General features: G+C 59.1%; 13 protein-coding genes and 1 tRNA gene. 7 read left to right on the top strand and 7 right to left on the bottom strand.

The annotated features are described in order from the left end of the window. On the top strand, positions 1 to 577 hold a 577-nt coding region (locus ABI171_RS22410; protein WP_348094784.1), incomplete at its 5' end, for a c-type cytochrome. Beyond that, complete coding sequence (locus ABI171_RS22405) at positions 574 to 1,872, top strand: cytochrome c (protein WP_348094783.1); 1,299 nt, start codon at positions 574 to 576, stop codon at positions 1,870 to 1,872. The genes ABI171_RS22410 and ABI171_RS22405, both read left to right, overlap by 4 nt. A gap of 69 nt (positions 1,873 to 1,941) precedes the next feature. On the opposite strand, the gene ABI171_RS22400 is transcribed toward ABI171_RS22405, so the two are convergent. Beyond that, the gene (locus tag ABI171_RS22400) at positions 1,942 to 2,466 is read right to left on the bottom strand and encodes a GNAT family N-acetyltransferase (RefSeq protein WP_348094782.1); all 525 of its coding nucleotides are present in this window, start codon (positions 2,464 to 2,466) and stop codon (positions 1,942 to 1,944) included. Between the two features lie 56 nt (positions 2,467 to 2,522). Further along, positions 2,523 to 3,500 (bottom strand): NAD(P)H-quinone oxidoreductase, encoded by a 978-nt coding sequence (locus ABI171_RS22395; RefSeq protein ID WP_348094781.1) that lies wholly within the window; start codon positions 3,498 to 3,500, stop codon positions 2,523 to 2,525. A gap of 358 nt (positions 3,501 to 3,858) precedes the next feature. Between ABI171_RS22395 and ABI171_RS22390 the strand changes: the two genes are divergently transcribed. The 5 genes from ABI171_RS22390 (at position 3,859) to ABI171_RS22370 (ending at position 10,188) form a co-directional block, all read left to right on the top strand. Next, positions 3,859 to 5,139, top strand: a complete 1,281-nt coding sequence (locus ABI171_RS22390) for a sensor domain-containing diguanylate cyclase (RefSeq protein ID WP_348094780.1) — start codon at positions 3,859 to 3,861, stop codon at positions 5,137 to 5,139. A gap of 266 nt (positions 5,140 to 5,405) precedes the next feature. After that, positions 5,406 to 7,253: an amidohydrolase gene (locus ABI171_RS22385; protein WP_348094779.1), complete on the top strand. Its 1,848-nt coding sequence runs from the start codon at positions 5,406 to 5,408 to the stop codon at positions 7,251 to 7,253. Between the two features lie 66 nt (positions 7,254 to 7,319). Then, positions 7,320 to 8,024, top strand: a complete 705-nt coding sequence (locus tag ABI171_RS22380) for a YoaK family protein (protein WP_348094778.1) — start codon at positions 7,320 to 7,322, stop codon at positions 8,022 to 8,024. A 91-nt stretch (positions 8,025 to 8,115) separates the two neighbouring features. Next, complete coding sequence (locus ABI171_RS22375) at positions 8,116 to 9,039, top strand: DedA family protein/thiosulfate sulfurtransferase GlpE (protein WP_348094777.1); 924 nt, start codon at positions 8,116 to 8,118, stop codon at positions 9,037 to 9,039. Between the two features lie 216 nt (positions 9,040 to 9,255). Beyond that, positions 9,256 to 10,188, top strand: a complete 933-nt coding sequence (locus ABI171_RS22370; RefSeq protein WP_348094776.1) for a LysR substrate-binding domain-containing protein — start codon at positions 9,256 to 9,258, stop codon at positions 10,186 to 10,188. A gap of 95 nt (positions 10,189 to 10,283) precedes the next feature. On the opposite strand, the gene ABI171_RS22365 is transcribed toward ABI171_RS22370, so the two are convergent. The 5 genes from ABI171_RS22365 to tolB all read right to left on the bottom strand — a co-directional run bounded on the left by ABI171_RS22365 (position 10,284) and on the right by tolB (position 14,243). Beyond that, a complete protein-coding gene (locus tag ABI171_RS22365) occupies positions 10,284 to 10,985 on the bottom strand; it encodes a pirin family protein (protein ID WP_348094775.1) in 702 nt (233 codons plus the stop codon). Between the two features lie 488 nt (positions 10,986 to 11,473). After that, positions 11,474 to 11,549: transfer RNA gene (locus tag ABI171_RS22360), tRNA-Lys, on the bottom strand. Positions 11,550 to 11,638: 89 nt separating this feature from the next. Further along, positions 11,639 to 12,349, bottom strand: coding sequence for a tol-pal system protein YbgF (gene ybgF, locus ABI171_RS22355; RefSeq protein WP_348094774.1), 711 nt, complete (start codon positions 12,347 to 12,349; stop codon positions 11,639 to 11,641). A gap of 38 nt (positions 12,350 to 12,387) precedes the next feature. Beyond that, positions 12,388 to 12,909, bottom strand: a complete 522-nt coding sequence (gene pal, locus ABI171_RS22350) for a peptidoglycan-associated lipoprotein Pal (protein WP_348094773.1) — start codon at positions 12,907 to 12,909, stop codon at positions 12,388 to 12,390. A gap of 50 nt (positions 12,910 to 12,959) precedes the next feature. Next, entirely contained in the window at positions 12,960 to 14,243 is a 1,284-nt protein-coding gene (gene tolB / locus ABI171_RS22345; protein ID WP_348094772.1) for a Tol-Pal system beta propeller repeat protein TolB, read from the bottom strand. Between the last annotated feature and the right edge of the window lie 3 nt (positions 14,244 to 14,246).

The following is a 14,246-nucleotide window of genomic DNA, read 5'->3' as shown; positions in this document are numbered from 1 at the left end:
GGGGCGCGCCACCAGCGACGGCTATTACCCGCGCATCGCAGGCAAGCCGGCCGGTTACCTGTATAACCAGCTGCACAATTTCCGCGAAGGACGTCGCCAGTACCCGATGATGACGTATCTGGTGGATCATCTGTCCGATGCCTATCTGCAGGAAATCGCGACCTATTTCGCCGACCAGCATCCGCCTTATCCGGCGCCTCAGCCTGCCGATCCGTCTAACGCTACGCGCGAACGCGGCGAAACGCTGGTCAACAAGGGTGATTCTGGCAAGCAGGTCCCCGCCTGCATCGCCTGCCATGGCAGCGCCATGACAGGGGTGTTGCCGACCACGCCGGGTTTGCTCGGCTTGCCGCGCGATTATCTGGTGAGCCAGATCGGCGCCTGGAAGAATGGTGCGAGGCATGCGTTTGCTCCGGATTGCATGGCGCAGGTGGCGCAGCGCCTGAGTGCTGAAGATATCGGCGCGGTGGCGTCCTGGCTGGCGGCGCAGCCGGTGCCGAGCGGCGCCACTGCGGTTGCCCCCGGTTCCGTCAAACTGCCGCTGGCTTGCGGCAGCGTTCCCGGGAGCGCAGAATGAAACGCATACTCTTGTGGTTGGTGGGCCTGGCGCTGCTGTTGGTTGTTGCGGTGATTGCCGTGCTGGCGGCGCTGAATGCCGACGATGCCAGCGACGCATCATCTGCGCCGGCGACGGCTGCAGCCGATCCTGCCGCGCAGATCGTGCGCGGCGCCTATCTGGTTCGCACCGGCGACTGCATCGCTTGCCACACAGCCCGCGGCGGCAAGGAACTGGTCGGCGGACGGGCGATACAGACCCCGTTCGGCGCTATCTATTCACCCAACCTGACGCCGGACAAGGACACCGGCATCGGTACCTGGACCGCTGGCGATTTCTGGCGCGCGCTGCATAACGGTAAATCGAAAGACGGCAGCTTGCTGTATCCGGCGTTCCCTTACACGAACTACACCAAGGTCACGCGCGAGGATGCCGATGCGATGTTCGCCTACCTGCGCAGTGTGGCTCCGGTGCCGCAAAAGAACCTGCAGCCCGATTTGCGTTTTCCGTATAACAACCGGGTCCTGTTGTACGGTTGGCGTGCGCTGTATTTCCGGCCGGGCGTGTACCAGCCTGAGAAGAACCAATCGGCGGAATGGAATCGCGGCGCTTATCTGGTGCAAGGCCTGGGTCATTGCAGCGCTTGCCACACCACGCGCAACGCGCTGGGAGGCACCGATCTGAAGGCTGAACTGGGAGGTGGCTTCATCCCGGTGATCAACTGGTACGCACCGTCGCTGACTTCCGATGATGAAATCGGCCTGGGCGACTGGGACATCGAGCACATCACCGGCTTGCTGAAAAACGGCGTCTCACCGCGCGGCACGGTGCTGGGTCCGATGGCCGAAGTAGTGGGCGCCAGCCTGCAGCATCTGAGCGATGCCGATGTCGGCGCCATGGCGCTGTATCTGAAATCCTTGCCGCGCCAGAAGGAAGCGTCGGCGCCGAAAGAACGCGCGAGTCCGGATGAAGTGGCGCGCGTGCTGGAACAGGGCGCGAAGATCTACAAGAACCATTGCGCAGATTGCCACCAGGCTTCCGGCAAAGGCGCATGGCCGGCCTATCCGCCGCTGGCCAGCAATCACGCGATCACCATGGCCTCGCCGGTGAATGCAATCCGGGTGGTGCTGAACGGCGGCTTCTCGCCGAGCACCGCAGCCAATCCGCGTCCCTACGGCATGCCGCCTTACGGGCCAGCTCTGAGCGATGGTGAAATCGCCGCAGTGGTGTCGTATATCCGCAATAGCTGGGGCAACAAGGCGCCGATTGTCAGTTCGGCTGAGGTTAACCGCTATCGCGCCATACCTTTGGATTGAGCTTGTCCCGGCGCCGTTAACCTGCAGCCATCCGGCCTCCTTTGAGGCCAGATGGCTGTTGATTCCGTGCTAACCGATCGCGGGTTCCACGGCAGAAAGTTGCTTGATCATCGGGATGCAGTCCAGCGAAATGCCTTTCTTCGATTCATAAGTCGAAACCGCATCGCCGACAAAGCCGCATTTCCGATAGAAGGCGGCGGCATTCAGGGTCGAATCCAGCTTCATTTGCGCAAGCCCCGCATTGCGCGCCAAGTGTTCCAGATGGCGCATCATTGCTTGCGCTATACCTTTTCCCATAACGTCCGGGTGCACAAAAACGGCATCGATCTGCCCCGATTCCAGATCAAGGATGCCAGTCCCGAGAATGGTCGATTCGATAGCCGCCACATGACAGGCCGCAGCCATCCATTCGACAAATTTGTCGGACATTTCTCCGCCGGTCCAGAGGTCCAGGGATTCTTTGGAATAATGTCCGGCGCACTGATGACGGATTGCAGCGATGCGAATCTCGAAAATCTGCCGCGCATCTTCCTTCGTAGCTTTTCTGATCTGCATTCGGGTTTTAAACCTTGAAGATGAAATGAAGCCCCGCAACTTTGCCAGGCGATGAGGCTTCCGTTTTCAACTGATTAAGCGGGCGCAGGAGAGATTCAAGTAGTCAGCATGATCTTGCCGATATGCGAGCTGCTTTCCATTAGCGTGTGTGCTTGCGCCGCCTGTTCCAGCGGGAAGGTCTTGAAGATGACCGGTTTGATTTTCTTGGCTGCCAGCAGCGGCCAGACGCGCTCGCGCAATTGTGCTGCGATGGCGGCCTTGAAGGCGATCGGCCGCGGCCGCAGGGTGGAACCGGTAATCGTCAGGCGCCGCATCAGCACCTGGCGGAAATCGATGCTGGCGCTGCTGCCGCCCAGGGTGGCGATGAAGACCAGGCGGCCGTCGTCAGCCAGGCAGCTGATTTCACGCGGCACATAGTCGCCCGCCACCATGTCCAGGATCACATTGACGCCCTTGCCGTCGGTCGCGGCCTTGATCACTGCGGCGAAATCTTCGGTGCGGTAATTGATGCCGCGTTCAGCCCCCAGCGCTTCGCAGGCGCGGCATTTGTCGTCCGAGCCGGCGGTTGCAAATACCCGATGGCCGAGCGCGGTAGCGATCTGGATCGCCGCTGCGCCGATGCCGGAGCTACCGCCTTGCACCAGCAAGGTTTCGCCGGCGGCCAGTTTGGCGCGATCGAAGACATTGCTCCACACGGTGAAAAAGGTTTCCGGCAGCGATGCCGCCTCCACGGCGCTCCAGCCGTCTGGCAGCGGCAAGCACTGCGCAGCCGGCGCGCTGCAGTATTCGGCGTAGCCGCCGCCCTGGACCAGGGCGCAGACCAGGTCGCCTTTCTTGAACGGCGTGGCGCTGAAATCGCCATCGACGATTTCACCGGCGATTTCCAGCCCAGGCAAATCGGATGCGCCCGGCGGCGGCGAATAATTGCCGGTGCGCTGGAAAACATCCGGCCGGTTGATGCCGGCGGCTTGCACCTTGATCAGCACTTCGCCGGCCTTGAAAGACGGTACAGGGCGTTCGCAGATTTGCAACACTTCGGGACCGCCGGGTTGGGTAATTTCGATAGCACGCATGGGATTGTCTCGTTGGTGGGGATACGGCCATTGTATGACAACTGTGATTTTCTCTTTTGACAGCGATTGTGATAGCTTTTTTGTATTAGCTGAGACTAGCCATTCAAGATACTATTTTGATGCTTTTGGGAAAAATTTACCGAAAGGTAAGCCCGTAATCATCCGGCCATGGTTAAAACTGCCAATGATAGACCGCGCAAGAATAGCAGCCAACAAAGCCGCCGCGAAGCCGGCGTGGACCGATAGAAGCGCGTCTCCTGCGACCCGTCAGGCCAGCACGCGACAGCGTCGACGCGCGCTATGGGTATGCATCGGCATTGTTGTTGCGACACTATTATTGTTGCCGGTAGCGTCAGTCATGGGGCCGCGGATCCCTGCTTTCCTGCCGTCATACCAGACCGCGACGGTGATTGCCTACGTCATCATCACCTATCTGATATTCGGGCACTATCGCGCCACCAAGGAAGTCGATCTGCTCTACATCGGCGCCGGCTGTTTCTATGCCGCCGTGATCCTGATCGTGCAGTTCCTTGCCATGCCCGGTGCTTTTGTGCCGCAAGAGGGCTTGCTGGGCGGTGCGCAGACCACCATTTGGTTATGGTTCCTCTGGCATGCGGGTCTGGCGCTTAGCATATTGCTGTACGCGGTCAGCCGCTGGTGGAGCCCCTCCTGGCTGGCCAGTCATCCCGAGCGCATGCCGAACTGGCTGGCGGCGGTAGTGCTGGCGGCGCTAGGGGCAAGCTTGTTACCCGTGGTGGCCTTTCATGAAGCATTGCCCAAACTGATCGACAACGGCGACTTCCATCGCATCACCACCAGCGGCCTCGGCCCCCTGCTGCAGATTCTTACCGCCGCCGCCATGCTGGTATTGTGGCGCGCCACCGGCTTCAGGGCGGTGCTGCATGTGTGGCTGGGAGTGGCCCTGGTCGCCCTGCAATGTGACAACATGATCACCATGGCGGGCGGCAGCCAGTTCTCCATCGGCTGGTATGTCGGCCGCTGCAACGCCTTGATTTCGGCCACGGTGCTGCTGCTGATCTATTTGCGGGAAATGAACCAGGTCTACCTGAAAACGGTGCAGGACGCCCGTTTGCTGGCGCTCAACAACGCCATGCTGGAAGTCAGGATGGACCAGGTGCGGCTGGACGACCTGACCGGCCTGCCTAGCCGTTCGCTGTTTCTGGAACTGGCGGAAGCCCTGCGCAGCCACGGCACTCTCAACCGCCACGCGGTGGCGCTGCTATTCATCGATCTGGACGGCTTCAAGTGGATTAACGACAACCTGGGGCATGACCGGGGCGATGTGGTGCTGGTAGAGGTAGCGGCGGCGCTGAGATCGGTATTGCGCGACAGCGATATCGCCGGGCGCGTCGGCGGCGATGAATTCGTGGTTTGCCTGGTGGCGCCGGCGCTGGCGATCAAGGCCACCGCGACCGCGGTGGCCAGCCGCATCGTCAGCCGCGTCGCTGCGATCGGCGATGGCATCGGTTGCAGCATCGGCATCGCGCTGTGCCAGGCTGAAAGCCTGGAATGGGATTCGGCCTTGCGCCAGGCCGATGAAGCGATGTATCAGGCCAAGCGGCAGGGCAAGAGCCGCTTCACCGTCTATGGCCACGCGCTGATCGACGAGATAGCGTGACACTGCCGGTGTCGATACAGTCATTATCGATAAATTCGATTATTTCCCCATAGATTTTCCGTTTTTCATTTGAATCCCTCTCAACCATACTGCTTGGCATTGGCGCGATATCTGGTTGTTGTCCAATGGCGAGCATTCCCGTTGGTGCAACTCGATGCGGGTAAAGTCATGTTCGATATTTTGAACCGACAGAAATAAACCTGGTTTCGCGTTGTTGTCGCTGCCGAGTCGAGCTCTTTCACATCGGACAGGGATAGGAGAACATCATGCATGCAGACACGATCTTGTTGAACGGCCGTTTTCACACGGTAGACCGGAGCCAGCCGCTGGCGACGGCAGTGGCGATCCGGGATGGCAAATTCATCGCGGTGGGCGATGCCGAAGACGCCATGCGGCATCATGCCGAGAGCAGCCAGGTGATCGACCTGCAAGGACGCACCGTGATCCCCGGCTTGAACGACTCGCACCTGCACCTGATACGCGGCGGCCTCAACTACAACCTGGAATTGCGCTGGGAGGGCGTGCCGTCGCTGGCGGATGCCTTGCGCATGTTGCGCGAGCAGGCCCTGCGCACGCCGCAGCCGCAATGGGTGCGCGTGATCGGCGGCTGGACCGAATTCCAGTTTGCTGAAAAGCGCATGCCGACGCTGGAGGAAATCAATGCGGCTGCGCCTGACACGCCGGTGTTCATCCTGCACCTGTACGATCGCGCCTTGCTGAATCGCGCTGCCTTGCGCGCGGTCGGCTATACCAAGGACACGCCGAATCCGCCTGGCGGCGAGATCCAGCGCGACGCCGGCGGCAATCCGACCGGCATGCTGATCGCCAAGCCGAACGCGATGATCCTTTACGCCACCCTGGCCAAGGGCCCGGCGCTGCCGCGCGAGCAGCAAGTCAACTCCACGCGCCAGTTCATGCGCGAGCTGAATCGCCTCGGCGTCACCAGCGCTATCGATGCCGGCGGCGGCTTCCAGAACTATCCGGAAGACTACGCCATCATCGATCAGCTGGCGCGCGACCAGCAACTGACTATCCGCATAGCCTACAACCTGTTCACCCAGCGCAAAGGGCAGGAACTGGAGGATTTCCAGAAATGGACTGACATGGTTGCGCCAGGGCAGGGCGATGATTTCTACCGCCACAACGGCGCCGGCGAAATGCTGGTATTTTCCGCAGCGGATTTTGAGGACTTCCTGGAGCCGCGGCCGGAACTTGCGGCCGGCATGGAAGGCGAACTGGAAAAAGTGGTGCGGCACCTGGTGTCGCAGCGCTGGCCGTTCCGCCTGCACGCGACTTACGACGAATCGATCAGCCGCATGCTGGATGTGTTCGAGCGGGTCAACCGCGAGATTCCTTTCGATGGCTTGCACTGGATTTTCGACCATGCCGAGACCATCACGCCGCGCAATATCGAAAGAGTGCGGGCGCTCGGCGGCGGCATCGCCATCCAGCACCGGATGGCGTTCCAGGGCGAGTACTTTGTCGACCGCTACGGCGCCGAGGCAGCCAAGCACACGCCGCCGGTGGCGCGCATGCTGGAGATGGGCGTGCCGGTGGGCGCCGGCACCGACGCCACGCGCGTGGCCAGCTACAATCCCTGGACCGCGCTGTACTGGCTGGTATCGGGCCGGACGGTGGGCGGCATGCGCCTGTACGACACCGCCAGCCAGTTATCGCGCGATACGGCGCTGGAATTGTGGACTGCCGGCAGCGCCTGGTTCTCTAGTGAACAGGGCAAGAAAGGCCGCATCAAGGAAGGCCAGCTGGCCGACCTGGTAGTGCTGTCGGCAGATTTCTTCACGGTCGCCGAAGATGACATCAAGGCGCTTGAATCGGTGCTGACAGTGGTCGGCGGCAAGATCGTTTACGGCGCGGCAGAATTCGGCCCGCTGGCGCCGCCGCCGATCCCGGTGTTGCCTGACTGGTCGCCGGTCAAGACCGTGCCGGGCCATTATCGTGCCTTACCGCAGCAGCGCCAGAGCTTGCCGCATCAATGCGCGGGTGCTTGCGGCGTGCATGCGCACGCCCACGATGTGGCCAGGAAATCGGCGGTGCCGGTTGCCGACCATACGGGATTCTGGGGCGCATTGGGTTGCAGCTGTTTTGCTTTTTGATTTGCGCATGCAAAGGAACATCATGCCCTACAAGATATTTCTGACCTCTCTTCAGCGGAGCGTACGATGCCCGTAACTGATCGCAGGACGCAGCAAAGCATTGCCCTGAGCTTTCTGGCAGGCTATGTCGATACCGTCGGCTTCATTGCGTTGTTCGGTCTGTTCACGGCGCATGTCACCGGCAACTTTGTACTGATCGGCAGCGAGCTGGCAAATCCATCGCACGGCGTCTTGATCAAGCTGCTGGCGTTTCCTGCGTTTGTCTTTGCGGTTGCCCTGACGCGCATGGCGGTGATCTGGCTGGAGCGCGGCGGCAAACCGCCGATGTTTTATTTGCTACTGCTACAACTGGTTTTCTTGCTGGGTTTCATGCTGGCCGGTTATCTGATTGAGCCGGTGTCGGATTCGCGCGCGCCGCTGGCTCTGCTCGCTGGCATGCTAGGCGCCGCCAGCATGGGCGTGCAAAACGCCAGCAGCCGCCTGATCTTGCAGCATCTGACGCCTACCACCGTCATGACGGGTAACGTCACGCAGGTGATCATCGATCTGGTCGATATCTTGCGCGGTGCGGCGGATGATGCGCTACGCCAGCGCTGTATCAAGTTTTTCTGGCCGATCGTGGCGTTCGGCATCGGCGCAGTCGGTGGCGCTTTTGCCTATAAATATCTGTTGTTCCTGGCGCTGTTGTTGCCGGCGGCGATCCTGCTCTGGCTGGGCATCACGGAATATCTTTCAGAAAAGCCCGGAACCGAAACGCCATCAACTTTATAATATCCATAGATGCTTATTGCAGCAGTTTATTGCAGCATTGTGAAATTGCCAACCTGGCAATCAGCAACATGGATATGAGGCGGCGGAAGAGATGACCTATTTGTTTCATTTGATCGAGCAATATGGGCTGGTCATCGTCTTCTTCAACGTGCTGGCCGAGCAGCTTGGCGCGCCGCTGCCGGCTTATCCTACCTTGGTGATTACCGGCGCCCTGATGCACCGTGGCGAATATTCGGCGCCGGTGTTACTGCTCACCGCGGTTGTTGCTGCGCTGATCGCCGATTTTATCTGGTATCAGGCCGGCCGCCGTTACGGCCGCAGGGTGCTGTCGACGCTGTGCCGCATTTCACTCTCGCCCGATTCCTGCGTACGTCAGACCGAGTCGATCTATTCGCGCTGGGGCGCACGCTCGCTGCTGGTCGCCAAATTCATCCCCGGCTTCGCATCTATTGCCAGCGCACTGGCCGGCACCGTCGGCACCAAGCGTGGCACCTTCATCCTGTACGACAGCATAGGCGCCGCCTTGTGGGCCGGCCTGGCGATTTTCCTGGGCTCGCTGTTCAGCACTACGGTCGATGATCTATTGAATGTGCTGACCGAATTAGGCCAGTACGGCATGTTGCTGGTGGCTGCCGGCTTCGCCATCTTTGTCGCCAGCAAATGGTGGCAACGCTGGCGCTTCCGCCGTTCATTGCGCATGGCGCGCATCTCGGTGGCGGAACTGAACCAGTTGTTCAAGCAGGGGGTGACGCCGGCGATTGTCGACATACGCTCGCCGGCATCGCAGCTGATCGGGCGGATTCCCGGCGCGCGCACCATCTCGCACAAGGAAATCAACACCTTCGTCTTCGATGCGCCGATTGACCAGGAAGTGATTGTCTATTGCTCTTGCCCGAACGAGGCGTCGGCGGCGCTGGTTGCCAAACAGCTGATGCAGAGAGGCTACAAGAAAGTGCGGCCGCTGTCGGGCGGCATCGATGCCTGGATCGCCGCCGGCTACGCGATCGACGCCTAGTGTTCTATCAAAGGCCAAATATTTGCATTGGCGTGATTCCCGACCGAGCCAGCCTGACCGGGTCGACCTGACCGGGTCATTCCCGCGTACGCGGGAATCCATGTTAGTGCGTAAGTTAGTGAATAATGTGGATCCCCGCGTGCGCGGGGATGACAACAGTTCAGTGTAGGCGCGACACTAGCGCTTTTTTCTGCGCTTCTTTTTGCCGGGAGTTCCATGTTTAGAATCAGTCTCGATGCGCTGTTAATTCTTGACGCCATCGACAGGCGCGGATCATTCTCCGCCGCCGGTATCGAGTTGCATCGCGTGCCTTCAACGATTTCCTACACGGTCTCCAAGCTGGAGCAGGATCTCGGCGTGCAGGTATTTGAACGGCAGGGGCCGAAGGTAGTGCTGACGCGCGCCGGTGCGGAACTGTTGAAGGAAGGGCGCTATCTGCTCAAGGCGGCGGAAGACTTGGAGCATCGCGTGCGCAGGGTCGCTTCCGGTTGGGAAACCGAATTCACGCTGTGTATCGATTCCCTGTTTTCCATCACCGCACTGGAATCCGATATCCATGCGTTCTGCGGCGTCGCCGACAAAACCCGCCTGCGGATCGCCAGGGAATCGCTGGCCGGTACCTGGGAAGCCTTGCTGGAGCGCAGGGTAGACTTGCTGATCGGCGCGCCAGGACAGGGCCCTGCAGGCGGCGGTTACATCGCCGAACAGATGGGGACGATATCGTTCGTGTTCGTGGTGGCGCCGAATCATCCGTTAGCCAAATTGAAGAAGGTATTGGGCAAGGCGGAACTGCATCCGTACCGCGCCATCAGCGTCGCCGATTCGGCGCGCAAGATGGCCTCGCGCACGGTGGGTTTGCTGTTCGGGCAAGATACGCTGACGGTGCCTGACATGCGTAGTAAATATGCGCTGCAACTGGCCGGTATCGGCTTCGGCTTCTTGCCGGAACCGTGCGCCCGCGCGGCAATCGCCTCCGGCGCGCTGATCGTCAAGCAAGTGGAAGAGCCGAAACCGGACGAAACGTTTTCGATGGCGTGGCGTACCGGCGACGACGGTGCGGCACTGGCCTGGTGGATGGAGCGGGTGCGCGCTACCGACGCCATGGCGCGCCTGATCCGGCATGTGCCTGGTGCGCCGGGCGAGCCTTGAAAAATGGCCGGAAAGCTGAATGCTTTCCGGCCTTTTTTTATGGCTTTAACGCGCATCTGAAATCTGGAAGTTGGTCGGCAAGCCCGATTTCAACTTCAGAAGGGCAGATCGAACAACAGCACTTCTGCATCTTTTGCGTCGGCCAGCGTGACCAGGTTTTCCGCCGTCACTTTCAAGGCATCGCCGCCTTCCAGTGCGACGCCGTTGACGGTGAGCTGTCCGCGGATCAGGTGTACGTAGGCAGTGCGGTCGGCAGCCAGCGCATGCTGCAGCGTCTGGCCGCTGTCCGGGATGGCGGCATAGATCGCTGCATCCTGATGAATCAGCACCGAATTTTCGCGGCCGTCAGAGGAAGCGATCAGGCGCAGCTGTCCTTGTTTTTGCGCAGCAGTGAAATGCTTTTCTTCATAGCTCGGTGCAATCCCTTTGACATTCGGCTGGATCCAGATCTGCAAAAAATGCACAGGCTCGGTCTGCGAGTGATTGAACTCGCTGTGACGCACGCCGGTGCCTGCGCTCATCCTTTGCACGTCGCCATAATGCAGGACCGAACCTGTGCCCATGCTGTCCTTGTGTTCCAGCGCGCCGTCCAGCACATAGGAAATGATTTCCATGTCGCTGTGACCGTGCGTGCCGAAGCCCTTGGCGGCGTGCACCCGGTCTTCGTTGATTACCAGCAGCGGTCCGAAGCCGGTGTGCAGCGGATCGTGATAATGGCCGAACGAAAATGTATGGTGCGAATTGAGCCAGCCGTGATCGGCGATGCCGCGTTCAGTACCTTTACGAATTTGAAGCATGTTTTTCTCCGTCTGGTTACCGCATGTGCCGCCATCGCCGCGATTACAGGTGCGTCGCATGGCTTGAAGAGTGCGGTGTTGAATGAACTGGAATGAAGTATGCGCGCTGCAAAATCAAAAGAAAAACGGAAAAAATATCGATGTATTATCGAAATTATCGAAAATGGCTGAAAAGCCTTCTATTACCTAGGACTGCGGCATACGGGAATGGATTTTTCGTGGCGCTTACGGGAGTTGGAATTGTCCTGGTAACGTAAATTTCGAAAATAGGATGCTGTGTGTAGAGTATTTACAACAGATGGTGCTTTGGGCAAGTGCGGGGAATCCTGGCGCGACTGCCGGATAATGCCTGCGGGTGGCGGATAAAAACAGCGCACCAAAACAAAAAAGCCGCTCACATTTCTGTAAGCGGCAGCTTTGATTTTACTGACCACGCATTCTGTGCGAATTTTGTGGCTATTGCTTGCATCGTGCTGACTGCTTATTCGTGGTAGGCCGTGCGGGATTCGAACCTGCGACCAACGGATTAAAAGTCCGCTGCTCTACCAGCTGAGCTAACGACCCGAAAGACGGCTATTATAGACAAAGTGCATATGAGGTGTCAAACCCATATGCACTTTTATTTACGAAATAAGTAAAATAATATTTTTTACTTATTTCATTGCATCCAGGCGTTCCTTGGCGGTCTGCGCTGACGGTGCGTTCGGGTATTGCGACAGCAGTTGTTCCAGCGCTCGCTTCGCTTGCGGCTTGTTCTTCAGCTCGGTGTAGCTGCTGGAGATATTCAGCAATGCATCCGCGGCCTTTGGGTTGTCGGCATATTTGCTGACGACTACCTGTTGGGCTGCAATCGCATTCTTGTAATCGCGCAAAGCGTAGTAGGCGTTGCCCAGCCAATATTGCGCGGAGGGCGTCAGACCGGAGTCCGGGCTGCTGCGCACAAAATTGGAGAAGGCGGTGACTGCTGTCTTGTAGTCGGCGGATTTGAATGTCGCCAGCGCTGCGTCATAGGCTTTCTGATCGTTGGCGCCGATATTCACTTCCTGGCCATCGACGCTGACCTTTTGCGGCTCCAGCTTGCGCAGGCGCGTATCCAGGTCGACGTAGAAATCTTTCTGGCGCTGCTGCGTGTTGGCCAGCTCGTTGGTCAGCACTTCGATTTGACCGCGCAGCTTCGCCAGTTCCTGATTCAGGCGGTCATTCTGATCCGACAAACTCAGCGAAGTGGTTTTGTCTGCCTTGCCGTCTACCCGCGTATTGACCGCGTCAATCTTGGCGCGGATATCCAGTATCGCCCGACGTGCTTCATCGTCGTCAAACAGCCCGGCACGGGCGGTCGGAGCGGAAAAAACTGCGGCCAGCATGGCCGCAGTCATCGTGGCTTTGAAGAACGTCCGCATCATTATTGATAAACGATGTCTGAGCGGCGGTTTTCAGCGTAGGACGCTTCGTCGCTACCGGTAGCCTTAGGCTTTTCCTTGCCCAGCGAGACTGCTTCGACCTGGGTATCCGACACGCCTAACAACACCAATGCCTTGCGCACTGCTTCAGCACGTTTTTGTCCCAGCGCCAGATTGTATTCACGGCCACCGCGGTCATCGGTATTGCCTTGGATGATGATCTTGCGATTCTTGTGGCTGTTCAGGTATTGGGCATGGGCTTCAACCACCGCTTTGAATTCGTCCTTGACGGTGTAGCTGTCGAAGTCGAAGTAGATGCTGCGCTTGGAGAGAATGCCGCCTGGGTTGTTCAACGGATCGGTGGAGCCGGTATCAACGGCGTTGACCGAACGGGTATCTGCGCCGTTGTTGGCGCCGCTGTCGACGACTGGGACTGCCTTGTCGTCCAGTTTGACAGGGGATGAACAAGCCGCCAGCAAAATGGCGCTAGCTACAACGAGGGCAAAATTTCTGATATTTAGCATTTTTAATTCTCCAGAGTGGGAAACGAACGTCGATTCAAAGTAAAACACGATTATTTCATGAAAGGACCCCAAGTAGGCTCCCGTATATCGCCTGCTTGCATAGTTAAGCGCTGTTTTACGCGGCCGTCAACCGAGACGACTGCCAGCGAACCTCGGCGGCCTGATTCCGTGGCGTACATGATGTACTTGCCGTTGGGCGAAAAACTTGGGGATTCATCCTTGACGGTATCCGACAAACGCTGTTCCTGATTGTTGGTCAGGTCCACCGCATACAGCTGGAAGCGGCCGCCGCGCTGCGAAATATACGCCAATGTCTTGCCGTCGGGTGAAATCCGCGGGCTGATGTTGTAGCTGCCGCTGAATGTCACGCGCTGGGCCTCGCCGCCGCTGGCGCTCATCTTGTAGATTTGCGGGCCGCCGCTGCGGTCGCTGGTGAAATAGATGCTTTGGCCGTCGGCCGAGTATTGCGGCTCGGTGTCGATACCATTGGTATTGGTCAGGCGCCGCAGATTGCCGCCGTCGCTATTGACCACATACACCTGGGTCAGGCCGTCGCGCGCCAGCGCGATCGCCAGCTTGCTGCCGTCAGGCGACCAGGATGGCGCTGAATTGCTGCCCTTGTAGTTGGCCACCACGATGCGCTGCTTGGTGATCAGGTTCTGTACGTAAACGACTGGCTTCTTGGCTTCAAACGAGACGTACGCAACCTTGGTGCCGTCCGGCGACCAGGCTGGCGAAATGATCGGTTCGTTGGAGCGCAACGCGACTTGCACGCCTTCGCCATCGGAGTCGGCGACTTCCAGGCGATATTCCTTGCCCGCTTTGATGATGTAGGCGATGCGGGTAGCGAATGCGCCGCGGCCGCCGACCAGTTTTTCATAAATGTCGTCAGCGATCTTGTGTGCGGTAACCCGCGTGTACTGTGGCGCGGCGGCCATCGCCAACGCCGATAGCTGGGCCGACTTGACGGTATCCAGCAGGCGGTAACGGACATCGAAACGGCCATCCGCCAGGCGTTGCACGCTGCCGACTACCAGGGCATCGGCGCCACGGGCTTTCCAGTCGGGCAGGTTGACCTGGGTAGCTTCAGAGATGACGTCGCCGGTATCGATGATCTTGAACATGCCGCTGTGTTCCAGATCCGACTTGATGATGGCGGTCACTTGTTGCGGCGCCAGGTTCTCATTGCTGAAGCCGGCAATCGCGATAGGGATCTGGCTGGCGCCGACGCCGGAGGTTTCGATGCGCAGCTGGGCATGCGTGGGGACGCTGACTGCCAGCGCGCTTATCGCGAGTCCTATGACCGCGAATAATTGGTGCAATTTGTTTTTCATGGC

The sequence above is a fragment of the Collimonas sp. genome, assembly GCF_039923675.1.
GTDB lineage: Bacteria > Pseudomonadota > Gammaproteobacteria > Burkholderiales > Burkholderiaceae_D > Collimonas.
This window is presented reverse-complemented; position numbering and strand designations above follow the sequence as displayed.